At 45.4% G+C, this 24,463-nt stretch carries 25 protein-coding genes; all 25 read left to right on the forward strand.

The features are described 5' to 3' along the window. Positions 1–130 precede the first annotated feature (130 nt). The 25 genes from BMW79_RS12315 to BMW79_RS12435 all read left to right on the forward strand — a co-directional run bounded on the left by BMW79_RS12315 (position 131) and on the right by BMW79_RS12435 (position 24,078). Positions 131–451 carry a hypothetical protein gene (locus tag BMW79_RS12315; RefSeq protein ID WP_089895094.1) on the forward strand — a complete coding sequence of 107 codons (321 nt, stop codon included), beginning with the start codon at positions 131–133 and terminating at the stop codon, positions 449–451. Between the two features lie 45 nt (positions 452–496). Next, complete coding sequence (locus tag BMW79_RS12320) at positions 497–703, forward strand: hypothetical protein (RefSeq protein WP_089895096.1); 207 nt, start codon at positions 497–499, stop codon at positions 701–703. Between the two features lie 21 nt (positions 704–724). Beyond that, on the forward strand, positions 725–1,039 hold the full coding sequence (locus BMW79_RS12325) for a hypothetical protein (protein ID WP_089895098.1): 315 nt from the start codon (positions 725–727) through the stop codon (positions 1,037–1,039). Beyond that, a complete protein-coding gene (locus tag BMW79_RS12330; protein ID WP_089895100.1) occupies positions 1,039–1,275 on the forward strand; it encodes a hypothetical protein in 237 nt (78 codons plus the stop codon). The genes BMW79_RS12325 and BMW79_RS12330 overlap by 1 nt, the downstream gene beginning before the upstream one ends. Further along, positions 1,272–1,778 (forward strand): hypothetical protein, encoded by a 507-nt coding sequence (locus tag BMW79_RS12335; protein WP_089895102.1) that lies wholly within the window; start codon positions 1,272–1,274, stop codon positions 1,776–1,778. The genes BMW79_RS12330 and BMW79_RS12335 overlap by 4 nt, the downstream gene beginning before the upstream one ends. 5 nt (positions 1,779–1,783) lie before the next feature. Beyond that, positions 1,784–2,356 (forward strand): N-acetylmuramidase family protein, encoded by a 573-nt coding sequence (locus BMW79_RS12340; RefSeq protein ID WP_089895104.1) that lies wholly within the window; start codon positions 1,784–1,786, stop codon positions 2,354–2,356. A 26-nt stretch (positions 2,357–2,382) separates the two neighbouring features. Further along, complete coding sequence (locus BMW79_RS12345) at positions 2,383–2,652, forward strand: hypothetical protein (RefSeq protein WP_089895105.1); 270 nt, start codon at positions 2,383–2,385, stop codon at positions 2,650–2,652. A gap of 167 nt (positions 2,653–2,819) precedes the next feature. Beyond that, positions 2,820–3,449, forward strand: a complete 630-nt coding sequence (locus tag BMW79_RS12350; RefSeq protein WP_089895107.1) for a hypothetical protein — start codon at positions 2,820–2,822, stop codon at positions 3,447–3,449. Positions 3,450–3,521: 72 nt separating this feature from the next. Beyond that, the gene (locus BMW79_RS12355) at positions 3,522–5,159 is read left to right on the forward strand and encodes a hypothetical protein (protein WP_089895109.1); all 1,638 of its coding nucleotides are present in this window, start codon (positions 3,522–3,524) and stop codon (positions 5,157–5,159) included. Between the two features lie 113 nt (positions 5,160–5,272). Beyond that, complete coding sequence (locus BMW79_RS12360; protein ID WP_143059138.1) at positions 5,273–5,704, forward strand: hypothetical protein; 432 nt, start codon at positions 5,273–5,275, stop codon at positions 5,702–5,704. A 60-nt stretch (positions 5,705–5,764) separates the two neighbouring features. Next, on the forward strand, positions 5,765–6,151 hold the full coding sequence (locus BMW79_RS12365) for a hypothetical protein (protein ID WP_089895113.1): 387 nt from the start codon (positions 5,765–5,767) through the stop codon (positions 6,149–6,151). Next, positions 6,152–6,472, forward strand: a complete 321-nt coding sequence (locus BMW79_RS12370; protein ID WP_089895115.1) for a hypothetical protein — start codon at positions 6,152–6,154, stop codon at positions 6,470–6,472. A 4-nt stretch (positions 6,473–6,476) separates the two neighbouring features. Continuing rightward, the gene (locus BMW79_RS12375; protein WP_089895117.1) at positions 6,477–8,303 is read left to right on the forward strand and encodes a hypothetical protein; all 1,827 of its coding nucleotides are present in this window, start codon (positions 6,477–6,479) and stop codon (positions 8,301–8,303) included. A gap of 24 nt (positions 8,304–8,327) precedes the next feature. After that, positions 8,328–11,780 carry a D-alanyl-D-alanine carboxypeptidase family protein gene (locus BMW79_RS12380; RefSeq protein ID WP_089895119.1) on the forward strand — a complete coding sequence of 1,151 codons (3,453 nt, stop codon included), beginning with the start codon at positions 8,328–8,330 and terminating at the stop codon, positions 11,778–11,780. Between the two features lie 50 nt (positions 11,781–11,830). Next, entirely contained in the window at positions 11,831–12,667 is an 837-nt protein-coding gene (locus BMW79_RS12385; RefSeq protein ID WP_089895121.1) for a hypothetical protein, read from the forward strand. A 5-nt stretch (positions 12,668–12,672) separates the two neighbouring features. Then, entirely contained in the window at positions 12,673–12,915 is a 243-nt protein-coding gene (locus BMW79_RS12390) for a hypothetical protein (RefSeq protein WP_089895123.1), read from the forward strand. Further along, positions 12,916–13,653, forward strand: a complete 738-nt coding sequence (locus tag BMW79_RS12395) for a hypothetical protein (RefSeq protein WP_089895124.1) — start codon at positions 12,916–12,918, stop codon at positions 13,651–13,653. Positions 13,654–13,658: 5 nt separating this feature from the next. Continuing rightward, on the forward strand, positions 13,659–14,588 hold the full coding sequence (locus BMW79_RS12400; RefSeq protein ID WP_143059139.1) for a hypothetical protein: 930 nt from the start codon (positions 13,659–13,661) through the stop codon (positions 14,586–14,588). A gap of 1 nt (position 14,589) precedes the next feature. Beyond that, positions 14,590–15,795, forward strand: coding sequence for a baseplate J/gp47 family protein (locus BMW79_RS12405; protein ID WP_089895127.1), 1,206 nt, complete (start codon positions 14,590–14,592; stop codon positions 15,793–15,795). Beyond that, positions 15,795–17,525: a hypothetical protein gene (locus BMW79_RS12410; RefSeq protein ID WP_089895129.1), complete on the forward strand. Its 1,731-nt coding sequence runs from the start codon at positions 15,795–15,797 to the stop codon at positions 17,523–17,525. Before BMW79_RS12405 ends, BMW79_RS12410 begins: the two co-directional genes overlap by 1 nt. A gap of 6 nt (positions 17,526–17,531) precedes the next feature. After that, positions 17,532–18,446 carry a hypothetical protein gene (locus BMW79_RS12415; protein ID WP_089895131.1) on the forward strand — a complete coding sequence of 305 codons (915 nt, stop codon included), beginning with the start codon at positions 17,532–17,534 and terminating at the stop codon, positions 18,444–18,446. Between the two features lies 1 nt (position 18,447). After that, the gene (locus BMW79_RS12420) at positions 18,448–19,269 is read left to right on the forward strand and encodes a hypothetical protein (protein WP_089895133.1); all 822 of its coding nucleotides are present in this window, start codon (positions 18,448–18,450) and stop codon (positions 19,267–19,269) included. Next, positions 19,269–20,144 carry a hypothetical protein gene (locus BMW79_RS12425; RefSeq protein WP_089895135.1) on the forward strand — a complete coding sequence of 292 codons (876 nt, stop codon included), beginning with the start codon at positions 19,269–19,271 and terminating at the stop codon, positions 20,142–20,144. Before BMW79_RS12420 ends, BMW79_RS12425 begins: the two co-directional genes overlap by 1 nt. Further along, positions 20,144–21,700 carry a PKD domain-containing protein gene (locus BMW79_RS12430; protein WP_089895137.1) on the forward strand — a complete coding sequence of 519 codons (1,557 nt, stop codon included), beginning with the start codon at positions 20,144–20,146 and terminating at the stop codon, positions 21,698–21,700. Before BMW79_RS12425 ends, BMW79_RS12430 begins: the two co-directional genes overlap by 1 nt. Positions 21,701–21,873: 173 nt before the next feature. Continuing rightward, the gene (locus tag BMW79_RS12435; protein ID WP_089895139.1) at positions 21,874–24,078 is read left to right on the forward strand and encodes a hypothetical protein; all 2,205 of its coding nucleotides are present in this window, start codon (positions 21,874–21,876) and stop codon (positions 24,076–24,078) included. Positions 24,079–24,463 lie beyond the last annotated feature (385 nt).

Consider the following 24,463-nt stretch of genomic DNA (forward strand, 5'->3'; position numbering starts at 1 on the left):
CATTATCCGCATAATGACCAGAAGGAACAACCATTGTTTTTTGACCTTTGATCATTCCGGCTATCCGCTGATCAGGGGAAGGAGTAACCATTGTTTTAAGTGACGTTTTATTCTTCAACCTATTTGTAAAATGAACCAAGTTGTGATTTCCCGCTACCAGGATGAAAGTCCGCCTATTGCCTTTAGAATTAACGATACAATAGTTTCCGAAAATGTATATAAAACTTACAGGTATCTGTTGAACCGGAAAGGGCAGTTTCTTTCCCTGGTAACCATTGGTATGGCCTTTGGCCGCCCCTATGATTTGTCTGCCGGCTGGGCATCAGTACAGCTCCGTAAACTGATAGCGCTACGTGTTGTGGAAAAGCGTTATGAAACCGGCAATCATCAGCCGGTAGTGTATGGCATACCTCATCCAACGGAAGGAGATGCCGGCAGGTACATACAATAAGATAGACAAGGACTGGTTTGACGAATTTCAGCATAACATAAAAGCATGCAGGTAAGCATTAAGATCACCGCTGCCGATATATATAACCAAGAAGTACTGGATGTAATAACCCGCTTCCACCGGTTTGATGGTAAGGCGTGGTATGGGAAAATTATTATTGAAACCGAAACCGGAGGTACGGTTGCCCTGGATGGAAGACATGAATACAACGATTATGAAGCGCAATATGGGTTTATAATAATTGCAGAATAGCGTCCTTTTTAAACAATTTAAATGAGTATTAACAGAAGTATTTATGACACACTGGATAAAAGTCTGAGAAAGGATTTTGTCGTGGGCGCCTTTATAGGTTGTGTAATGGCTATTGCAGGGCTTTTTAGCTGGGGGATCCACAATGAAGCGCAGGTCATTGATTGCAATGAAAGATTCGCCGCGTTCGCACTGGACCTGCAACAGAAAACCCAACGGAAGCTCGACGAAAAGAACAAGGAGATCGATAGCCTGAAACTACAGGCAGCGCTGGAGTTAAAAAAGGTGACGGAGATCAGGAAGAAGATAGAAAGCCAGATTAAATACAAGACAAAATAATGATGAAGTTTACAATTGTTACATTGCTGATACTGATTGCCGTACATCCTTCCCGGTCGGGCATCAGCAATGCTGATTATAGTTATGATGTATTCAAACCGATTGACAGCATTATCCTGATGAAAACCAGTCAGAATATTCAGAAGCTGGATGCTGCTATCCATCAGCTGCATGACGTTTCGAAGCAATATGATTCCATAAAAAGAATGATAATAACAACAGCTCCCGACGCATGAAGAAGTATATTCTATTGTTACTACCTGTAACGATCACTGCTTGTGGTACCGTACACCGGAAGATACAGCAATCCAGGTCTGAGCAGGAACTCCGGACAACGCACCGGGAGCAGTCCATAAAAACGGTGACCATCGAAATCGATACTGCCGTTGTTATTCCTCCGGATTCCATTCAGGTAATGATGAGTATATCCGGTAGTGAGGACACGATCATCCGGCAGGTGGCCGTAAAGGATGGACTGTCTGTTATGGCTTCGTATAACCGCCGCACACAGGTATTTACCGCTACGGCTCATGTGGCTGAACAACAGCTTCCGGTGAAGGCAAAAAAAACTACCACGGAAACGCATCATTTCTCCCTGGAGCAGCAAACCGTTACTACAGAACGCGCTTCCCTGAAGGAAAAGGATACAGCCAACAGTGTGTTATGGTCCATCGTCATTTTATTGGTCGCATTGCTGGCCTGCTGGTTTGGATTTAAATTTTTCAGGTATATAAAATAATCAGCATGATCTCAGAAACTCAATTTGAAAAAAGCGCGGCTGTCGTTGGTTGTGAAGTGGCCGTGATCAAAGCAGTGGCAAAAGTAGAATCCAATGGCGCCGGGTTTGACGCTGCGGGAAAACTGAAAGTATTGTTTGAACCGCATATTTTCTGGAAGCAGCTTGTGGAAAGCAAATATGATCCCAGGCAGTTTGTAAAAGGCAATGAAGATATCCTCTACCCGGACTACCGGCAGGATCACGGTGCTTATCAGCTCCAATGGCAGAAATTAAACCGTGCCATGAAGATCCAGGAAACCGCTGCCTTAAAAAGTGCCAGCTATGGGATGTTTCAGATCATGGGATTCAATCATAAGGCAACCGGGTTTGATAATGTATATGGCATGATCAATGCTTTTACCATCAGTGAAGATGAGCAATTGAAGGGGTTTACCCATTTTATTGTATCTAATAACCTGGTAGCAGATCTGCGTAATAAAAACTTTGCGGCGTTTGCACGGAAGTATAATGGTCCCGCCTATGCGAAGAATGCCTACGATACGAAAATGGAAAAGTATTATCAGCAATTCCGAAAATAAGGATTGAATCGTTTAAATCATCTGCTATGCATAGATTATTTTTTTCTGACGCCACCAGGAACATAGACATCAAAATGGCGACTACCCTGAAAGACCCGTTGAAAAAGGATGAACAGTTTTATGTGGTGGATATACGCACTATTGATTCCTACCTGGAACAGGAACTGTTCTACTGCTGGGTAAAAGGTGTACCGTATACCCTGAATGAAATGATTTTCTTCGCTGTCAATAATCAGCTGGCACTGGACATCTACGGCGAAACAGATCATCAGCTGATAGCGCATTATGGTGCATAAAAAAGAGGTTTTTTTGTGAGAAAATGGAGCTTATATTTTTTTTCTTCCATTGTTATTTTTAACTTTGTACTATTGAAAAAAGATCGCCGTTAACCTTCTCCATTTAAGTATCGTATCTCTCTTTTTACATCTACCACAAACAGATTGGTCTTAATTTTAATTGTATAATGGCAACCCCTCTGAATATTATTCCTGAAGCCATCCTGTTGGAAAGTATCCAAAACGGACTGGCATATGTAAAAACAAATTTTCAGCAACAGCCCGAGGCAGACAGCTATCTTTTTAAAGCATTGGATGGTTTAATGCTGGGTTCCTATAATTTTTACGAGCAGGCCAGGCAACTGATCATTAACGAAGCAGAAGCACCCCGTAAATTGCTGGTAGATGTGACCTATAACATGCAGCAAAGTCCGGTGCCGGCCATTGTTATTACCAACACGGTGGAAACACCTGCTGCCGGTGGTCAGTGGCTTTCCATAGGCCAGGGGTATATACTGCCGGATGATATGGGTATAGATAGTGCACTACCGGCAGTGTATACACGCAGAAAAACCGCTACCACTTCCCTGGTGATTCTTTCCGATAAGGCCGGCGAAGTAGCGATGTTGTATCATTTTATCTCGGGATTAATATTATCCCTCCAGGTACATCTGCATCTGAAAGGGATAGAGAGTATTACCATCGGTGGGGAAAACAGTGAGTATTATACCGGCCCGCAACCACTTTTCAGCAAAGCATTGATACTGAAATATGATTACAATTTCAGCGCACCGGCTATCCCCGAAGTGTTTAATTAACCCGCATATATAAAGATCGCCCCATAGAATCAATCGCAGAAAGATTGCTATCATTATTGATTAGTATTTTTAATGGCAACGAAAATTAATATTAATGGAAAACTTACGTCACTGCCCGGCGTATATGCAGTAACCAAGTCTGGCATTGCAAATCCTCCAACCAATTTATCCTATGGCAATATCCTCATTATTGATGATGGTATTGGCGCCGGCTACGGAGCTGGATCCGGCTCACAGGGCACATTTAAACAGGGCGCAGACAGCGTTTACGAATTTGAATCCCTGCAAACCTTCCGCGATTTTGTGAAAGGCGGTGAACTTTGGAACCTTGCACTTCCATTATTCAGACCTGCAAGGTCCAGTGGAGAAGTAATCAATGGTGTAAGTAAAGTATTCCTGATCCATGCCCGTGAATCCACCCCTGCCAGTTTGTTACTGGAGCTGAAAAATGGTACCCTGGAACTGCAAACACTGGACGAAGGTGTAAATGCCAACGGTACGAAATCCGGCGATAAATTGCTGAGTGGCTATGGCGCGAAACTGACCAAAGGTCAGGTAGACAAAAACAAGTATCAGCTGTCTTTCTATCACGGTACCTTTAAAGGACTGGACGCACTGAATAATGTTCCTTTTGATGGCATTGCAGCTGCTGAAAGTAAGCCGGCGCTGATTGTATCTTCTCCTGAAGTTGCTACCATCGCTGAACTCGTAACCTGGATGAATACCAGTGTGGCCTTTAAAGCAGGTTTCAAACTGAAAGCCTCTACTGTTACTACCACAGGTGCCCTGGCCACGGATGACCTGACGAAGTACCCTGAAGTGATCGCTGCTGCCGGAGGTACCGAAACCTATTCCCCGGAAGCATTTGAAGCTGCATTGAGAACCATTAATAACCTGGATTTCACCTTCCTCTTTTCCACGAAGTATGCCGATGAGATCCTGAGTGCCAATAACCAGCAACTGGTGCAATTTATCACCGATGGTTCTTCTAAATTTGAACGCTTTATGCTGGGCGCTGCCCAGGCCGATAAGGCAGGTTTCAATACGGGCGCGAATTCCAGCATCTCCGCTGCAAAGTATTACAACTCAGATAAAGTGATCCTTGTACATGGTGCTGCCAAACTGACTAATGCATCCGGTTTTAAACTGGTAAGCCAGTTGTATAAAGCCGCCGCTGTGCTGGGCCGTATTGCCGGTCTTTCCCCGCAAACACCCGCTACTTTCAAACGTATCGGTATCAATGGAGAAGTACATAAACTGGATGAGGGCGAACTGGAACTGGCAAACGAAAATGGCTTGCTGGTGACCTATTACGACTTCGAACTCGACGACTACGTGATTCTGCAGGGAGTAAATACCTTACAAAACAATGAGTACCTGGTAAATGAAGATGCCAGTTCCCACAGCATTGCTGTAAAACGTATCACCGCGCAGCTGAATAAGGAAATTGTAGTTAACGCCAAACGCCGTTTTTTTGGAAAGGATAATGTTGGCCCTAACCGCAATACCGTTACAGAAGCAGACCTGAAAGCATGGCTGGAAGGGTTTCTGCTGAGCAAAACTGCTACCGCATTAACCGATAACCTGATCATCAGGTATGGCAATGTGAACGCTACTGTTACTGGCGATAAATACTATGTGCAGTATGAGTTCGTGCCAAACTTTGAAGTAAATAAAATGGTGATTACCGGTGTGATACTGGAAGCCTAGTTGACAATAACAGATCGAAGATTGTAATTTGTATATACATAATATAAATGGCAGAAAAGGTTTTTACTGGAGCTATTGCTTTGATTAAGAGTGCGGGTGAGGTTATTGGTTTGATGAAAAATATCACCTGTACAGAAAATATAAAAAGGGTACCGGTTCGTGGTATCGGTACTATCCTGGCCTCTGAACAGGCCGTTACAGAATGGGAAGGCACACTGACCTGCGAATTTATGGAAGTGCGGTTTAATAAAACAGGTATCCGTAATGCGATCAGAAGGGTATTCCCCAATATCGGTTCACAGGTGCTCAACGGTGGCAATTCCTTCGAAGATCAGCTGGTACTGGATGGCGAAGGCGTGCAGCTGGATATCTTCAAGAAAGTATCTGATGTTGTAGATGCACAAGGTTTGGTAAGACCACACCTGGAACCATATGCCAGTGTCAGAAACTGTTTGATCGAGTCAGAAAGTTTCAATATTTCGGAAGGAGCTATTGCCGGACACAATCAATCATTTAAATACCTGACACCTATCTCCTTCGCTTAAAAAAGTGTCAATACGGCTGTGTTGTATTAAAGATCGCTTCCTGTAAATCAATTTTTCATAATGAAAGAAAGTGCTGATGAGAAAAAAATGCCTTTAAGGTCTGTTTCCATCAAAATTGGTAGTAATGACTACACCCTTCACTACCCCAATACTGGTCAATGGATTGATATTGACGTTTTAAAATCTCAATTTTCAAATGGCAATTATGAAAAGCTGAAGTACAGCTATGATCCGGGGTTCCTGCGAAGTGCCATTACAATCGACGCGGTGGCTTTACTGAATGTACTGGTGCCGAAGTTAAAGGAAGACTTAACCGTGAAGTCATTATTTATGCTGGACCGCGAAAAAATGGATCTTGTACTGGAAGAATACCTGGTGAAGGTAGTACCCTGGTTGGAACAGTGGGAAAAGCTGTTGTCAACACCCATTGCCGCGAAGAGCGAATAAATGACACCAACAAACGTGGAACACCTGAAATCATACGCTGTCAGATGGAATAATCTTTACCCGTTGGATAGATGGTACAGACGTAAGTACAATATTGGTTTTGGCACAGCGGCTCACAGAGAGCTGTGCCAGATCAATATCCTCCTCGAGTATATGGAAGAGGTGTTGTTCAGGGAATCGGAGGCATTGCATCTGAACGGGATAGAGAATGAGAAAGAATTGAAGGACGGTATCTGGATAAAAGAACGCATCAATACAGCCGAAGAGGATGAATTATTTGTGGGCCTTTCCAATATCGATTTAACAACTATTCAGTATTAATTTTATGGCTGGAGATAATAATATACCTATCACCTTTAGTGCAGGTAATTCAGACTTGTCGGCATACATAGATAAATTACGTGTGCAGGCAATGGACCTGAACGGGCAATTGCTGGCGGCAACGAAGTTACAGGCTGATACGGCCCGGGAGCAGTTAAAGCTGATCAACGACCAGATCCAGGCTATGAGCCGCAAAAACGCGATGGGGGCTGCCGCAGCCCGTGAGGCAGGGACGGCTTATCCGGCAGGTGCGAGAGTGAATGGGGATGATACCATGGTGCGGCTCACACGGGAAGGAATTGAGACCCAGGAAAATATGGCTGATCTGATTATCAGGCAGCTGGCACAGGGAGAAAATGCCATCGTGATAGCGTTGGATAAGTTGAGCGGGAAATGGGGGAATGCCCTGAATAATTCTTCCGGCACATCTTCTGATGCATTCAGTCAGAGCATCGGCAAAATATACCAGGCCATCCGGGAAGCCGGCAGCATCAGCCAGGACTCAAGTCCCATTCCCGTGGCTGAAAGCGGCGGGGCATTTGACCAGGTGAAGGAAAACTACATGGGAACGGCTACCATGCTCGGCGGAATAGTGGGTGCAATTGCCGGTGGGTTACTGGATGGTCCCGGTGGAATTCTCGAAGGCTATTCAAAAGGAAAGGAACTCACGGACGATATTTTTGGTGGCTTCGCCGGATTTGAGGCCATAGAAGAAAATGAGGTACAACGATTCAATGCTTCCCGGAACAGGTACATGGCTACAGCAGGAGTAGGAGATGAAGCAGTTGAACTCCCGAGGCTTGCCCCATACGGTATATCGCCCGCACAAACCATGGACCTGATGACTGTTGTTGCCAAATTTAATGGAACATCACAGAATGCAGGCGTAATTGCGTCAGACATTGTGACGATTAACAAAGCAACCGGTATAGGAGGTGGAACATTACTCAAACTTTCAGAAATAGACCGTAGCGATTCACCGGGAGACCATTCACTGGCCAGATTGGTACAAACACTGCAGCAACGCGCCATTAACAATGGTATCATGCAGAATAAAGACCAGGCTGGATTCAATGACTTCCTCGACAAATTTGCAGAGTTGCATCGCAGCTTCCTGGATAAACAGTCGCAGGTAGGTACTGCTACTACCATGGATGTGATATCAAAATTTAACAGGGTGGGAGGAGAGTTCAGCATCACCGACCCGCATGGATTATCAAATATCAACGCAGTCCAGGATGGATTAACCAACCCGGCTACCGACAGTATGAAGGCATTCTCTTACCTGCAGTTAAGAAGCCTGGACCCCTCAGCAGGTATGTTTGATATCATGAAACAGCAGGAACAGGGACTTGCCGGTCCTAACGGCGGTGCCTATCTTCAGCGGGTACTGCAATTCACGCACGAACTGGGTGACGATGATCTGGGTAAAAGGACCCTGGCTGGCTTCTTCCCCAAACTGAAGCTGGAAGCGGTAGAACGCCTGTATAATAAGAGCGGGGAACTGAATGGGCAGCTCGACCAGGGCTACCTGAATAACCTGTACCGCGAAAAAGGAACCTACGATGAAACGGCTGCCTATTACACCACCGACAAAGAGCGCTCTCCTGCAGTAATCTCCGAAGGTATTCTGTCTGACAGAATCAATGGTCTTATGAGTTTGAAAGCAGAAATCACACAGGCCATCCGGGAAGCTTTCAGCGGCGCTGTGATACAGGTAGATAACGGCAGGATCATTATTCCTGCGAGAACCGGGGAGCCCCGCCTGAAAGGTAACGCCATACAAAACAGCCAGCAATACAAGAATGCCGGAGGCCAGCCTGCCAGATAGTTTTTTGCTACCCAAAAAAAACAAATGGAAAATCAGATATATACAGTAACACATACCAATCCAACCCTCAAAACGGTAGGAGAGTATGTAAAGGACCCTAATTCTCCTGCGTTTCAGTATTCAAAGAATCTTTCTGCATTTTTAGCGGTGAAGAATAAAGATAAAGTATCTAACAGGGATGCTATCTTTTCAATGTACCCGGAGGACAGGAAGAGCCGTGAATACAAAGACAATGCGGAAGCCGACTACCCTTTAATGCTGGGAACAAAGCTGGCAATTGAAGCGGAAAAGATGGAAAGATCGGCCCTGCTCACGGAAGGGATTGAAGTGGTGAGTAATGATATTACCGCCTTTAAAGCCTACCGGCTTGCGGAGCTGGAAGCGGATGCCAGGTATCAGCCGGTGGATAAAATGACATTGCTGAAAGGGCAGGAATTAAATGGAATCACCAGCAACCGCTATCCCGGACTAACCGTGTGGCTGTGGTCGAAGGCATTGTCCCATCCCAAAGACCGCGCACATCGCGGGCAAATGTTTAACCTTACACCTTTTGTTACGAAAATTACCACTACTGTGACCCAAAGCTCAGGTGGAAATTTTCAGCTGTCGCTGGCCCCCGTTGTTTGCTCGATGTTGAACGACAGGTGGACATTAACGGAAGATGATATTCATTTTTATGAACAGGAGCCGGCGGTAAACGGAAAACAGTTCTATGCCAGCAGCAATCTTTACAGCCTGAATGGCACAGGTAAAGATGAAACGCCTTTTGCAAGAAGAAACGGTTTTCTTTTCAATAGCATCATCGGCGCCAACGACATGATCTTTATCCGGTTTGAAACGCTGGGAACCGAAACGGACCACCGGATACAGGACTCCGTTGCGGATCATGTAGGATTCGAAGATTTACCCGGTAAGATCTATGACATGATCGGTTTGGTAGATAGAACCGTTATGCAGGTATCTCCGGAAAATACAGATGTGGGTATAGAGATATACGGAAGAGATCTGTCGAAGCTGTTCCTGGAAGACGGATGTTATTTTTTTCCGATAGAATTTACCGATGGGAAAATGGCTTTCTCCGGATCCGCCGGCAATAAGAATCCTATCATGAACCGGGTAGCTGCCAGCAATGCACTGACCTATCTCGGCCTGTATTGTAATAATAGCCTGGAAAACATTTTTAAATTCGTTATCCAGCAATTATCGAATGTGAAAATTGTTGCAGACGAAATGTTCGCCTACTACGGCGATAGAAAGAACAAAAGATACAACTTTGACCAGGAAGCCCTGACCTCAAATAATCGGCGGACTTACTTTACAGATACCTACAGGAAAAGAGCAGAAGCAAAAATTCAGAACCTGAGGAACAGGCTTAGTTTATCTTATCGCGATAAATTACTGGAAGAAGTAAAAGTCCGGGAGATCTTTGGTGAAACAAAAAGATTTCTCACCGCTATCCGGGAAAAGAAGGTCAGAAAGGTGGCAGGCAACAAAACGGTGGGTTGGAAGAAATTGCAGTATCTCAACTTTAAGAGTGTAAATGAAGATATCGGAGATACAGAGTTTATGCAGTACTTCTATGAAAACTTGCACCACGTATCAAAAGAAGCCATCTTTGATCACTATAGCATATTCAGTATTTTCGAAGACATAGATAACTATATTGATGCTTTCGGTACACTCAAATACAAGCCTGAGTATAAGGAAGCTGATGCCCCTGGTATCTGGCAGATTGTGAAACTGGTGGTAGATGAAGGAGTTGCCGGGCGTAAACTGGTAGATAGCTCTATATCTACTGCCTCCGGTAGTTTGATGAACTTATTCAGGAAATCTTGTCAGGCGCCTTTTGTGGAATACCAGATGGATACCTACGGTGATATGTTTTACATCATGCTGCGTAAAGCCCCTTTTGATAAAATTTCGATCAGAAGTATTGTGAAAGGAAATGTCAGAACGGAGCGGGCGGAAGAAGCTGCAATCCGGAAGAGTGGTAAAGCTACCACTACTACAGATAATGCTGATAAAACACCTCCCAAACCATTGCTGATTAATATAGAAGCCGACAGTGTGATCAGGGAATCACTTGAGTTTTCGGATGCTGACGCTGTTTCCTGGTATCAGCTTATTCCCCGGGCAAATTTATATGATCAGCGCGGTTTCGCTACTGCTGTATTCCCCGCTGTTTATTTTCCTGAATATGCCAGGGAGTTCGGATCAAAGACAATGCAGTTGAATCACTATTATTTGCCAGGTACATCGGTAGACAACAGAAATACCAGCATGGCAAATAAGATTGAGACACAGATCATTGATGATATGAAGTTCATGATTGAGTCCACCGCCTATCTGCCTTTTACCAGAAAGGGAAGTATTGTTATCCACAGGGACCGGCGTATTAAAGTGGGAAATTTTATCAGGTACTTACCAACCAGTGAAATCTTTTATGTGGAGGCGGTACAGCATAGCTATAGTGTTTCTGATACCTCTGTTGAAGCATTTACAACAGTACAGGTGAGCAGGGGAATGGTGGAGCAGTTTATTTATGGTATTACCCTGAATCAGGAAGATCAGTCGAAGAAAAGTGGTGCAAACTTTGCCTCCTATTTTAATATTATCCAGTTACCGGAAGAACGCGACTATGTGTACAAGGATGTGGTAAGTACAGTGGAAGAGCCACAGGCAGCGCAACCCGTCCCTGTAAAGGAAGAGGAACCCGCACCGGCTTCAGCATCCGGTACTTCCTACCCGGATGATAAAGTAACGGAAGCAGGACTGAATGAAAACATGGTTAAACTGAATGCCTATCCACCCCAGTATAAACGACGCTTCATACAGCTGATCAATGCCATCAATAAACGTGGATATTGGGTGAAGATTGAAAGTGGTTTCCGGACCTTTGAACAGCAAAAAAAAGTAAAGAAGGACAATGGCCGTAACGCAAAACCGGGTACCAGTCTTCATGAGTTCGGAAGAGCCATTGATATTACCATCACACATAAAATATCAAAGGCAGTTGCTTCCAAGAACAGTACGGAACAGCAATGGATAGCCACAAATATTCCACAGCTGGCAAATGAACTCGGATTTCAATGGGCAAGCGGAGATGGTACCTTTCACTATAAGGATGGCTATACATATGTAGATAGAGGACATTTTCAGATAAACAGCGCCGGGAAGCCGTTTGTCCCGGTAAAAAAGACGGCTGCCAATAATCCCGCAGCCAGTCAGCCTTCGCCAGCTCCACCAGCACCGGTACAGGTAAAAAAAGTAACCGGCAAAGTACTTGATATCGAAAAAACATTCAGCGGAATGAGGGTGAATATGAATGTTTTCAGCTTCTTCCTGCAACGCCGCCAGATGAATCCCGCGTTTATAACAGGTAAGCCCTTTGTTGGTATGTTCCTCGATGACGGACGATTGGGTATCGACGTGGAAATAAAAGGGGAAAATCTCAGCAAAAATAAGCCTGCATCCTGATGCCTGAGAAATAAGAAAAAGACCGATAAATAGTATAGTTCAACACTGATATGTCATATACGCTTGGCCGCACACCGGTAGACGATTATAAATACAGTGTGGGTATAGCCTACATAGCCATTCCCACAGATGTAGACAGGGCCGCCTATATACAGGACTGCTACCGCAATTTTACAGTCAGCGTGTGGGGGGAAGACGGTAGTTTTATGAACAGACTTCCCATTACTCCTGAGGTCCTTAATTTTGTGGAATTCCCCGTAACGCCAGGTGAACTTGGATCACCGGTTGTATATGTTACCGAAGAAAGCCAGAGTCAACCCGTTGTTATCGGAAGATTTCCTTCTTTAAGTACACTTGGCGACACCAGCGAAGGCGATTTTAAATTCGGGAGAAGTTACCAGGATGGACATGTGGAAATTTTTGGCTCATCCAGGAATAGTTTTCTCAACATAGGCGTTCATTCAGATACGCAGGCCGGCACCCTGTTGTTGCAGGTGGCCGGTAAACAACCGGGTAAGTTTAAGGTGACTACCATAGGCAACAACGAATTTATTGCCAGCGAAACAAACAGCTTCTCACAACAGGGATCATTTGTTACTACCAGCGCCGACCGGACCGCAGATGACGATAGTAACGATGCCGTTTTTAAACAATCCCCGGGCGAACACCGGTTTAAGAACAATAAGTTTTATATCAATGATGGTGATCAGCCTTTTGTATTGGGAAACCATCTCAAAACATTCCTGTCTGATCTGATCGACGAACTGAGTAAATGCACGGTAAGTACCGCTATTGGTCAGCAGCCGCTGTTGAATGCCGCACAGATCTCTGCATTTAAAGAAAGAACAGACGATTTTTTAAGTATTGTAGCCTACATCAACGAATAATTTTTATGGCATTAATAGCGCAGCAGCTGGCGGAGAATATGAAGGCCCATCTCCTGAAAGCGAATGAGCATAAGCAGGAAGACGTATCAGTAGCAATTGATATGCATTGCAGACAACTTGAGCAGGAAGTGTATGCTGCCATCAGGAGTATTACCATCACAATTCCGCCAGGCGCCATCATGGTGCAAACGGCGATGGGGCCCGCAGCCAATATTGCACCGATCGTATTAACATCAACCGTGAAATAAATGAGCATAGAAAGTGTAAGACATACCATGGTGACCCAGCTCGGGGAAATAGGGAAAGCCGCACTCAATATGCGCTATCCGAAAGAGTTTGAATATTATGTATGCGCATTTGAACTGATAGATGCCAATGATAATACCCTGCGGTATTTCATTTTCCCGGTAATGCCTTCCAGTATTGATGAAACACAACCCCGCATCACAAATATCCGGAAAACAGCCGGCGGAGTTGTAGCGCTCTCTTCTACCAATTTTGCACCGGTCGATATTACAATGGCGGGAAACTTTGGGCGAAAACTTCGAATCTTACTGGGTTCCAGCTACACAGATTTTATTTCTTCCCTGAAGGTGGATAATAAAATCACAATAGCCAGCGCTGTAAATGGAATTAAAGCCGCTTTTGACGATAGCGTCAAAACAGGCTATGGCTGCCTCAAAATACTGGAAGATATAATAAGGGAAGCCGATAAGGTAGATAAAGACGGCCCACGCCGGTTGATATTCTACAATCTCGCATTCGGCAACAGCTATATCGTAAAGCCAACTTCCTTTAAAATTTCGATGAACCAGGATACCAACATGATTCATTCCTATAATCTGACCATGAAAGGTATTGCCCCTATAGAAGCCCTGTATGAAGCTAATAAGCCGGGCGGAAGAAATGATGACCTGCGGGTGACCAGCGTATGTCAGAAGAATATTGATAAGATAGTAAATACACTCGGAAACATCTTTAAATAATGAGTATGATTACGATAGATATCCTGGATCAATTCGAACGGATCACCGGAAAAAACATCCGCTTATTTTTTAGCAAAGCACTGGACTTTTTCAGCACCGATTGTAACCTGCTCATCGCATATTACTCCGGTAATGTCAGGGAAATCAAAAGTGATCCTTTTGCAACTCTTACTGCATTGGAAGATATGACGCAGACTATTTTTGCTGCCTTCCACGCACATGGCGCCAGGTTAACCAATACAAGGTGGTGGTATGTGCTGGATGAAGTGGAACAGATAGACAGCCGGCTGAAAACCATCCGCAATATTCACAGATGGGCAAGATCCACACGCTCAGGAGTGGCCTATACTCCCGGAGTGGAAATGGATTATACCATCCCCGCTGGTCAAACCCTGGAACGTATTTCAAGGGATGTACTGGGCGATAACACGCCGCAGGATGAATGGGCTGATATTGCGGTAAGCAACTATCTCCGGGAAGAAGATTATACCCCCGGGGGTGGTGTAAACATCCGGCTGAGACGTTCTTCTGTGAGTGGTAATGTTGTTGTCAATGCAGTGGTAGATGCTATGGATGGCCAGCGGATCGTAGGAAAGGACCTGCATAGAAGTATCAGTTTCCTTGATAACGATCTGAAATGCCTCAGTTACGAAGATACTGTCAGGCAGAGCGTGGAAATACTTGCTACCCTGAAACGGAATGATAATCCATATGTACCCGATTGTGGCCTGCAAAGTGCAGTGGTAGTGGGTGCTAACCGGGCCTCCCTTAATTTCCCCATTATTGTGCGGCAGATGACTGCCACTTTTGCCACAGATGATACCCTGAAAGATTTTTCTATACAGGAGATCAAAGTGGAATCCGATAACCTGCTGATTAATTACCAGGTGACATCAAGACTGAATGAAACGATTGACGGTAGCATTTTAATTTAATATGGCACTGGATTTAAAGCCCTCAACTTCCCTTGAAAGAAGATTATTATTCCTGGAAACACTGATCAACTCAACAGATAAAGTGACCAAGGTATCGGATAACTCCGTGTTGTCCGGTATCGCCACCGGCATCGCCAAAATTACCGGCAAAGGAGAAAAAGATATAGTGCTGGCATTAAGCCAGCTGTTTCCCGACTCGGCATTCAGCGATCAGTTAGACCAGGTAGCAAAGAATTTTGGCGTGTCTCCCCGTATGGGGAAACTGGGGTCTACTACTTACGTAAGAGTGGCCGCCGATCCCGGTACTTCGTATTTTGCGCATGTTCATTTCCCTTTTTCTTCTTCCGGTATCCGGTTTGAATTTGAAGAGGACTTCACCATTGGAAATACCGGTTTTGCCTATGCCAGAGTGCGGAGCCTCGACAAAGGTGAGGCGGCCAATGTAGACCCTTTAACAATTTCAAGACTGGCGCCTTCTCCCAGTGGTCACCTGAATATCGTAAATGAGGTAGGTGCTTCATTTGGCCGGGATGTAGAAAGCGACGAGTTTTTCCGTATCCGGATAAAAAACGGTGCCAATATTCTTGCGAGAGGAACAATCGCTATGCTGGAACAAGTGTTCATCGCTATCAATCCCAAAGTATTGAAAGTATTTCACTATGGTAACAGCAATTCCGGAAAGGTGATCATAGCAATCGCCACACAGGATGGCTCCCTGCTCTCAGATACGGAACTGGACTCCCTCATGAAAAACAGCGCGCTGTATTTTTCACTCACGGAATATAAACCGTTTGGCAGTGAATTCTATGGCCTGGAATTGAAAAATGTGGACTATGCACCTATCGATGTTTCCTTCCGGGTGGAACTCGACAATTCCGTAAATCCGGATGATATCAGGAAAGATATCCAGGTAGCAATATCCAGGTACCTCGACTTCCGTTCTTTTGACACTGCAAATATGAATGTGGAATGGGATAACCTGTTGCAGATTGTAAAAAATACCCGTGGTGTTAAATACGTACCCGACCAGTATTTTTATCCGCGCACGGACCTGAAAATAGACCACTTCTCCCTTCCCCGCCTCAGAGGTTTCCTGATGCTGAATATCGAAGGACAGGTGATCCGGAACTTCAGCGGTACCTTATCCCCGGTGTATTACCCGGCCATGATTGATCACGCATACATGTCCACAATACTTGATTTATAATGATGGAGATACAAGCAGCATTAATAAGAGAAGAAGGCAACAGCATTTTCATTCAATGCGCACCTGCCGTTGCCCTGCTGGGGGTTTCTTCCTTTGTGGATCATACCTCAGGAGAAGATGAACATAATTTCTTTGATAAGTTTTTCAGATATTCTGTTAACGGTATCGATTACACCGAATTTGCTCCCCTGACCCTGGAACAGCTGTCCGGTCTCAACTTTACAGGAAATGATATTGTTTGGTTTGAGTTGCAGTATTATAAAAGGCAGGCAAACAGCCATGTCCCGTTACAGGTAAATGGTGTTAGTTTTACGCCCTCCGGGCAGGGCGCCTTGAAAGATACCCCGTTATTTGCCCAATCTATTTTTGCCCGGTTTTTCCAGGCATATGATATAGAAGTGGTTAGATGGTATATGAATGTATTACAGAAATTATACGAGAAAGGCATCATCCCCAATTATATGGATCGGTTTGATGCGGAAAAAAGCAACGCCGATTTCATCAGCTTTTGGGAATCAATCGCTCACTTTGTCGCCTATCTCGTTATTTATGCCCGGAAATTTCAGGCATTCTATAAAACAGATTTCCTCCTGTCCGATTATCTGGAACAACGGGGTCTCGCTGTATCAGAGCACAACAGCCTGAGCGAGATGAATGAGCTGATGGAACATTTCTATCAGCACATTGCCTACAGGGGCACGAAACATATCTACGATAAGTCGGAACTGGGTGCTGCCATCGACGGGGAGTTATTACGCCTCATCAATTACCGCGACGATGAAGACGAACTGTTGTTTAACCTTTATAAACCGGAGCATTTCGGCTGGAACATCGGTAATGCTTCGCCGCTGTATAAAGGCCTTCACCTGAATGATAATATCAACAAAAGCTATGAAACACATTTTGATGTGCGGGACATCAGTAAATATCCTGTTTTTGGAAATGTGACGGTAGCGCGTGATCAGGAAAAGTCGGTGATGGCAATTAACCAGGGAGGCATCAATAGCAGCGATCCGGCCTGGCGCATCAAGGTGGATAGCCGCCTGGATTACGAGATTTCTTTTTTCATAAAAACAGAAAAAGACAGCCGTTTAACTGTTGGGGCAAACACGTTTTCCAAAACAGGCAATCCGCTGAGTTGCCGGTCATATAAGGATGGTACCGACACTAATTATTTTTTTGACGGTATACAGCTGGTGCGCGACGATTGCTATCTGCAGGTGAAATTATTTATTTACAACAGGAACCGTAAAACATTTGCACATGATACGACGGAAGTAAAACAGGGAAATGACCTGATTTTCCATGAAGATGCAGTGTACCTGATCCCCGAAATCCGTTTGTCCGGTGCCGGGAAGCTATGGGGGCTGCGTATCCTGCCTATGCAAACCAGTTACTCAAGAGGACTGATCCAGGTAAACAACTTTATTTCGGTATGGCTGCGCAACCGCAATCATGCGTATGCGATGGAACAGGTGAAAGATTACATCACCCGCTACCTGGTTCCGTACAATTCATGGATGGCATTGTCTGATGTGGGAGATGCCGGTTACAATGAACTCGAAGAAGCACCGGAAACATTTTACTGGCTGCCGGAAGCGCCTTACTGTGAAACCACTGCCTGGAGACCTGTGGGTCCTTCCTGCGAACTGAAGGATCTGGTATGGGAACCGGAAATAGAGACTGCTTATTGTGAAACCCGCGAGGGTGGACCGAATCCGAAAAATTAATTAACTATGCCTAATACCGGAAAGAAACACTATGCACTTTTGGTGCAATACTCAACGGCAACAGGTTTGCCCACCGGTGTGGTAAAGCCCAATAACCCTTCTGATCCGGATTATGTGGCGCCGGTAGAGGATCTGGAGAGTTGCCCGGCGCCCCCGCAGATAACAACACATTTTGAGATCAACAATCTTTGTGCAGACCCGATTCTCACGGATATCCTTTTCGCTGTATATACAGCATCAGGAAGAACGGGAACAGTAGTGCCCGGAGCACATACAGATTTCACGGTGCAGGGCGATGATCATGCTATCCAGATTATAGCACCCAGCGCAGGGCAAAGTTTAAGCTCCTCTTCCGAAAAACGGGTTGTGGTCGATGTGTTCATTTTTCAAAATGATAAACTGATGTATGCAAAAACCATCAACAGTAACTACGCGGATCCGCAAAACGATGATCCGGTTACCGGGTATAATCCGGATGGATGGCATATAGAGTCACTGTCAGGCAATATCCTGATCAATGTCACAGGAAACGAAAAAGGTTTCTATAGCAGCACCAATGTGCTGGCAGTAGAGTCGGCAGCCGGTTTCGGCAATGCCGGTTTCGATTTCTCCATACAGGGATATCATGGTCCTGCAACAGCCAGTTTAACAGCTGCCAGTCAGTTTGCCTACATCGACTTTGTATTCTGGAGCGATCCTATCCACGTAGACGGGCAGAACTCGAATGATTATAATCTGAAGCTGGAGTTTATTGCCAGTGAGCCGGAATGGATACCGGATGATCCGGATAACTGGGAAGGACCCGGCCATTTTGAGCAGAGAACAATCTCCTCCATCATTGCGCCTGGGCCATATAGTACAACCCTGGATCCGAACGCGCTTGGCGGCCGGGATTTTATTGTCAGAATATCAAAACAGTAGTATGCAGTATAAAATAATACTGGCTCAGGAAGATACCGCTTTATACAGATGGCAGCTCAAAGTTTTCCTGTCGTCTGTAGTAAAACTGGGAGTTTCTCCGGAAGACATCATTTTATTGGCAGCAGTAAATAAGCAGCCACATGCCGACTTCAGGAAATTTGAAAAGTATGCCACCTGTTTCTATTATGAAGACACTAAGAACAGATTTTACCGTCCTTCCTGTAAGCCTTACCTGTTTGGGCGTTTCTGGGAGGAATACCCGGAGAATAAAGAGCAGTGTTTCTTTTTTACAGAACAGGATATGCTGCTCACCGGCCTGCCGGATATGCACCCCGCGCCGGGCACCTGGTACTGGAGTGATGCCGGCAGGTATATTGAATCCGGTAAGTATGAGCACGTGATCGGTTTAAAGCCTAACACTGCCACACCCGGCGGCTTCCATGCCATAGGAAAGGGAGTGGATGCAGATTTCTGGTATAAGGTGGAAGAAGATAGTATGAAACTCTTCGAACACATGTGCCGTTACCTGGATCCACGGGAAGACCGGTGGATCTGCGAAATGAGGTCGTGGATATGGAACCTGTGGGATAAAGGATTCCAGACGGAGATAAGCCGGGAGCTTGATTTCGAGTACGGTAAAGGACCGCGCAGAAATGTGCATTTATATCATCATCTCGACGACCGGCTGTTTAATAAAAGAAACTATACGGACAAAGAACCGTTTGAGGACATAGACAGATACCGTGTATCTCCCGTTGTGTCGGCCTCGCGGTATATAGAAGCGATAAAAGATTGCAGAGATAATTTTTTGAAAGATTTTTGATGCTTATCAACACAGGAAAACTTGTTTATCAGTGGCTCCGGCAAATAGACCAGGCAACTGGTCTGCCTACCGGTCTGCGTAAGCCCAATGATCCGGGCGATTTAGATTATGTGCCTCCGGTAGATAGTCCGGGCTATTGCCCTATTCCCTATTCATGGGAGCCCTTAGATCCGTATTGTGTGAAAACAAGCGAAGCAGACAGTAATAATACCGGCTACAAGGGGTGGCGGAACCGCAGGCGGCTGCTCGCGAATATACCGGATGGTTTTGTAGAACCCAACCTGCAATGGGAAGGATCAGGTACCTGGTTTCCTCCGGTATATGACGATGTGTCCTGCCCGATTGTAGTTACGCAGTTACAGGCATTCGATTATTGCGTTCTCACATTTGGTTTCCAGGATTATGATGGCGTCAACCTGCAAACATTCGCAGGCGGTATAAAAACCGGTACACAGCTGGATACACGCTGGGCAGGCGTTACCCCTTCCTATTCGGATTTTCCTTACAATTCCCCGCCTCAGGATGCGTATTACTCCTGGAGAAAGGATATGTACGGCAGGGAAAGATTACTGCTCAACTTCAAGTCAATTGCCATGCTGGAAACAACGGCTGCTACTACTGATATCGGTATCAGAACCATGTGGGAGATCTGCCGGATGGGCGATTTCGATATGCGGGTCAGAACCTACCTGGGTGGAACAATGATGGATAATAACGGGGAGTTTCAGAATACTGGTGGCACATTGGTACAGGACATCACCCTGTCAGCTAATGGAACAAAAATGGGTACCTATCCGCGTTATAACTCCTCAGAAGATGCCGCTATGTTCCGGTATAACAGATCGACAAAACAAGCCACCCTACAAATACTCTAATGGCACAAAATACAGGATTTGTCAGGTACGGAAACCTGGAAGAATATATTATAGGAACAGGACTGCCTACGGGTAATATTAAACGCAATAAACCACTGGACCCCGACTATGTGGCACCCGCATATGATCCGGTTATTTGCCCGCTGACGCCTTCTGCCAGTAATGTGAAAAACGAATGGATCATCCGCATCAGCAATAAAGGAAGTCAGTTCCTGAATTTCCTCTCACTCGAAGTAGCGGCCTGGGATAAAAGCAGCAGCATTTACAAAGCAAAATGCCTGCTGCTGCCAGGGGAAGTGACAGATCTGGTGGCCAGGCCGGTGCAACAGATAACCGATTGGATTGATCTCAATTTTATCAGTGGTAATTTTTCCAAAAAGTTTTCGGTAAATATGGATGCTTATTTTACTGATGCCACTGAAAGAAAACTGGTTGGAAATATCACACTGGATAATAACACCGGTAAAACGCTGAGCCGCCTGCATGTTGGCAGAACGGCTACAGGTGGCGTGAACCTGCTGGAACTCATCGTTACCGATTTACCAGGTTCCACTGTAAGCAACGAACCACCCGTAGCCAATGCAGGCGCCGATCAGGAGGTGCTGCTGACGGATGATCTCAAACTGTTGCTGAATGGTAGTGGAACTGACAGCGATGGCCAGGTAGTGAATTATCACTGGGATAAAATTATGGGGCCATTGCCTTACCACCTGAGTGATCCGAACATTGCTGCACCCGAATTATCAGGCCTCGTTAAAGGCATCTACAAATTCCAGCTTACCGTAACAGATAACAGGGGCGCTATCGGACAATCGGAAGTAACAGTGACGGTGAATGCCGTTTCCGAAGATACCGCCGGCACTTTGGTAGCCCTGGTGGAATCCGGGCTAACCAACGCAGCTGTTACGCAGATCCAACTGATTGCATCAGAACTGCAGACAGACTTGTTGACAACTGCTGTTACCGCCGCAGATGGCCCGGTGTTAAAGAACCCGGTAATGGGCAAGTACAAAATGTACGTAACCATCAGTGGTAGCCCCGGCGCTGTAAAAGCCGAATTTGACGATACTACCGTCTGCCAGCCATTCCATGGAGAAGGATTGTATATTTTCCCGGAAGTAACAATAGGCGCGGGTTCCAAAGGATTGGCACTCAGCCTCGTGGCAGCTCCATGCAACACTGGTGCAGACACCAGTGTATTTGTGCGGATGACCACTACCAACACCGTGACAACAGAACAGGCCCTTGTACCGTTTGGCAAAAAGAAAGTACAGAAAGCCGACATAAAAGCCAGCTTCTATAAAGATGCAGACGGACAAGAGCCGGTTGCTGCTTCCCTGCTGCTTAATTACCGCGTGGAAACCACCAACCTCAAAACCGGGCAGGTAGAGGTTACTGATACCTATACCACCGTGGAAAACCTCGATAGTGTGCTGATTGGAGGCACCCTGTTGCAAACCGTATATGATCTGACATTACCGGCCGGACAACAAATGGTCAGTGACCGCAGCAGCGTATACACCCTTTTGCCGGGTATGGGATACAGATTGATATAAAGATTGACGGATGATTAATTTTAAGCTTGTAAATGTCAAGATTTAAATTTTGCCCTGATTTATTTTTGGAAGCCATAGAACTCAACAGATTCGCAGACTTTTTAGATGAACAGGGATTTAGAAAGAATATACTAGAGAACTCCCTTTCGTTCGGATTAATAAAAAATGAACGGTTGGACCCCCAGTTCCTGAATGCAAGGGTAGAAAGGGATCTCGACACCACTATCGGTCAGAAAACCGTCAAGATCCGCGAAGCGAAAGGGATCGACGCAGATGGTAACTTCCTGTATCTGCCTGAAACCAATGGTATCCCGGTGCCGGCAGATGGCAACTGGTACTGGATGAAAATCACGTACCATGCAGCAAGCGAAGAACCCGGCGATGTAACGCTTTCCATCAACGGCGACCTGGTAGGTACCGGTACTGCATTTACAAATACCTTAAGGGGCTTACCGAATTTTCCATCCCGGATTTCATTTCCAGGTTCCCGTTTTAATAAACAGGAGTATGATGTGATAGAAGTGGTGGATGACTTTCATGCAAAGATTTCCCACCCGGCTTCCACTACTTCCGGCATTGCACAGTTTATGGTGGAGGAAAATCTGAAATACCGCGTAGTAGGTACTTTTACACCTGGTGCAGCAGTGCCGAATGCCAATAAATTCCCTTTTGTGTATGACGCCTGTACCTATTCCCTGGAAAAGGAAACAGACAATAACATGATACCAGGTCAGTACAGCGTAGGAAAAGAGTTTTTTATTGCGCGGCTCCGGGTAGAAGGCAGTAATATTATTATCCAGGATAAACGGCTGGAAACCTGGGTAACACAGGCAGAATACAATGCAGTGGCTATTGCTGCCGCCGATAATCCGCTGATAGGTGTGGAAGCAGTGAAATGGCAGAACCCTTTCAGTCCCGCGAATAAAAACCAGGTGCAGATTGCCTGGGGTATGAGATCCCAGAACTGGTCTGTAGATTCCTCCTTCAATACCTTAACCCTGCTGGGCGGTGCTATAGGCGGAAAATTCAAGAGCACCGATGATTTTACCAATGGTGATTTCAACGGATGGCGCGCATATTTTCCCAATGGCAACTACCGCAGAATTACTTCTTCGGTAAAACAAGGCCTGGCCATCAATCTGCAACTGGATGTACTGGACATCAACGATGTGTCGCTGGATGGCGGTACCACCTTTATTAACCCGGCTTATGTACTTGTAGTACCCGATTGTGATATGGTGCAGATTAAATGTACACCGGAACCTAAAGACAATATGGGTAACGTGGCAGTGGAATATTCCTTTCCGGTAAATACCCTGTATGGTATCTGTGAGGTGGAGGCTTATAAAGACCCGGTATCTTCCTACAATATTTCTTATCGCTATAAATCGCAACAGGCATACACGGAATATACCCCTATCCCCGCAGATACCGCTGCCGGTTATTTTACCGAAGATTCCTTTACAAACAACGGAATTTTAAAATCTATCGAAAGCCGGCATCTGCAGCCCTATAACTCCGATGCAGCAACGGGATTTATCCCGGTACGTTGTGCCCCGTTTGCCTATAGCAGGTTTGCAACAAAAGTTGATAAAGGAGATATGATCGGCGTGAGCGCCATCAGCAGTTTTGCCAATACCCAGATTTTACAGCTGAGAGTAGGAAAGGATAAGAACTACCAGTATATCAATGGCAACGTAACACTTTCAGACGATGTGTATATCAGTCTGAGTAATGAAGACGCCGTAGAAGGGAATGAGTTTCGTATTCATTTCGATTGTGCTTCCTTCGGACTTTCGGGCAAGAATGTCTATATCGTGCGCAACTATGCCGGTGGCAGCCCCGATATACTGAAAAAAATCGAACAGGGAGATATATGGCATATGCTGAACCATGATGGGGGGATCATTTTTCACTGCAAATTTACAGGTACCAACTGGTGTTTGTCGGCCAACTACGAACTCAGCTCACCATTTCAGATCAGTATGACTGATGGCGTGATTACAGACCTGTTTGATACCAACGGTTGGGGAAAGGTAAAAGGTTATTTCGGCAGCCACCTGTGCAACGGTAACGACAACACGCCGGATCTCCGCGATCGCTTTATTGTAGGCGCAGGGTATACTTACCGGAAAGGTGATAAAGGTGGGGCAGCCAGTGTGCAACTGACAATAGAGCAGATGCCTTCCCACTCACATAGTTTTGCCAAGGCGGGCGACAAGTTGCTGGATGCTGTATCTACCTACGCTGTTGCCAACTCCAACTACGACCACACCTGGGGACCTTTTGACGCTGCCATGAACAAAGCTGGTGGTGATATGCCACACGAGAATTTACCACCGTACTACGCGTTGTATTACTACAAAAAAATGTACTAATACCAGATGGTGCTGATGAGGGTGATATTCATCCCCCTGAATCTTCGGGGGGGATGTTTTTATCGCGATACTGCAATGCCTGTCGGCACAGGGTAAAAATGATTTACTACGCTGTAATTGCCTGCTGTGGCTGATTTTTAGACGCTGTTCCGCGTAGTGCGGGAAATGTAATTTAAACGGATTAAAGAAGGATTTTTTTTATCCATGACCCCGGATAATTGTTTTTATTCTCCACGAGTTTGCTTAAATTTGTTATAACAATCATTGTTAATCCAAAAGTTCTGAATTAAATAGTTCCTGTGACCCTTTAAAAAATTAAATGATGTTTTAGTGTAGTTTGTTGATTCCATATCCCAGGTATTTTATTAAGTACACCGCTGTTACC

It is taken from the genome of Chitinophaga arvensicola (genome assembly GCF_900110835.1).
Classification (GTDB): Bacteria; Bacteroidota; Bacteroidia; order Chitinophagales; family Chitinophagaceae; genus Chitinophaga; species Chitinophaga arvensicola.

What these genes read in the sequence shown, in the direction of transcription:
- BMW79_RS12315 (WP_089895094.1), top strand. Translation starts at nt 131, where the DNA reads ATGAACCAAGTTGTGATTTCCCGCTACCAGGATGAAAGTCCGCCTATT.
- BMW79_RS12320 (WP_089895096.1), top strand. Translation starts at nt 497, where the DNA reads ATGCAGGTAAGCATTAAGATCACCGCTGCCGATATATATAACCAAGAA.
- BMW79_RS12325 (WP_089895098.1), top strand. Translation starts at nt 725, where the DNA reads ATGAGTATTAACAGAAGTATTTATGACACACTGGATAAAAGTCTGAGA.
- BMW79_RS12330 (WP_089895100.1), top strand. Translation starts at nt 1,039, where the DNA reads ATGATGAAGTTTACAATTGTTACATTGCTGATACTGATTGCCGTACAT.
- BMW79_RS12335 (WP_089895102.1), top strand. Translation starts at nt 1,272, where the DNA reads ATGAAGAAGTATATTCTATTGTTACTACCTGTAACGATCACTGCTTGT.
- BMW79_RS12340 (WP_089895104.1), top strand. Translation starts at nt 1,784, where the DNA reads ATGATCTCAGAAACTCAATTTGAAAAAAGCGCGGCTGTCGTTGGTTGT.
- BMW79_RS12345 (WP_089895105.1), top strand. Translation starts at nt 2,383, where the DNA reads ATGCATAGATTATTTTTTTCTGACGCCACCAGGAACATAGACATCAAA.
- BMW79_RS12350 (WP_089895107.1), top strand. Translation starts at nt 2,820, where the DNA reads ATGGCAACCCCTCTGAATATTATTCCTGAAGCCATCCTGTTGGAAAGT.
- BMW79_RS12355 (WP_089895109.1), top strand. Translation starts at nt 3,522, where the DNA reads ATGGCAACGAAAATTAATATTAATGGAAAACTTACGTCACTGCCCGGC.
- BMW79_RS12360 (WP_143059138.1), top strand. Translation starts at nt 5,273, where the DNA reads ATGAAAAATATCACCTGTACAGAAAATATAAAAAGGGTACCGGTTCGT.
- BMW79_RS12365 (WP_089895113.1), top strand. Translation starts at nt 5,765, where the DNA reads ATGAAAGAAAGTGCTGATGAGAAAAAAATGCCTTTAAGGTCTGTTTCC.
- BMW79_RS12370 (WP_089895115.1), top strand. Translation starts at nt 6,152, where the DNA reads ATGACACCAACAAACGTGGAACACCTGAAATCATACGCTGTCAGATGG.
- BMW79_RS12375 (WP_089895117.1), top strand. Translation starts at nt 6,477, where the DNA reads ATGGCTGGAGATAATAATATACCTATCACCTTTAGTGCAGGTAATTCA.
- BMW79_RS12380 (WP_089895119.1), top strand. Translation starts at nt 8,328, where the DNA reads ATGGAAAATCAGATATATACAGTAACACATACCAATCCAACCCTCAAA.
- BMW79_RS12385 (WP_089895121.1), top strand. Translation starts at nt 11,831, where the DNA reads ATGTCATATACGCTTGGCCGCACACCGGTAGACGATTATAAATACAGT.
- BMW79_RS12390 (WP_089895123.1), top strand. Translation starts at nt 12,673, where the DNA reads ATGGCATTAATAGCGCAGCAGCTGGCGGAGAATATGAAGGCCCATCTC.
- BMW79_RS12395 (WP_089895124.1), top strand. Translation starts at nt 12,916, where the DNA reads ATGAGCATAGAAAGTGTAAGACATACCATGGTGACCCAGCTCGGGGAA.
- BMW79_RS12400 (WP_143059139.1), top strand. Translation starts at nt 13,659, where the DNA reads ATGATTACGATAGATATCCTGGATCAATTCGAACGGATCACCGGAAAA.
- BMW79_RS12405 (WP_089895127.1), top strand. Translation starts at nt 14,590, where the DNA reads ATGGCACTGGATTTAAAGCCCTCAACTTCCCTTGAAAGAAGATTATTA.
- BMW79_RS12410 (WP_089895129.1), top strand. Translation starts at nt 15,795, where the DNA reads ATGATGGAGATACAAGCAGCATTAATAAGAGAAGAAGGCAACAGCATT.
- BMW79_RS12415 (WP_089895131.1), top strand. Translation starts at nt 17,532, where the DNA reads ATGCCTAATACCGGAAAGAAACACTATGCACTTTTGGTGCAATACTCA.
- BMW79_RS12420 (WP_089895133.1), top strand. Translation starts at nt 18,448, where the DNA reads ATGCAGTATAAAATAATACTGGCTCAGGAAGATACCGCTTTATACAGA.
- BMW79_RS12425 (WP_089895135.1), top strand. Translation starts at nt 19,269, where the DNA reads ATGCTTATCAACACAGGAAAACTTGTTTATCAGTGGCTCCGGCAAATA.
- BMW79_RS12430 (WP_089895137.1), top strand. Translation starts at nt 20,144, where the DNA reads ATGGCACAAAATACAGGATTTGTCAGGTACGGAAACCTGGAAGAATAT.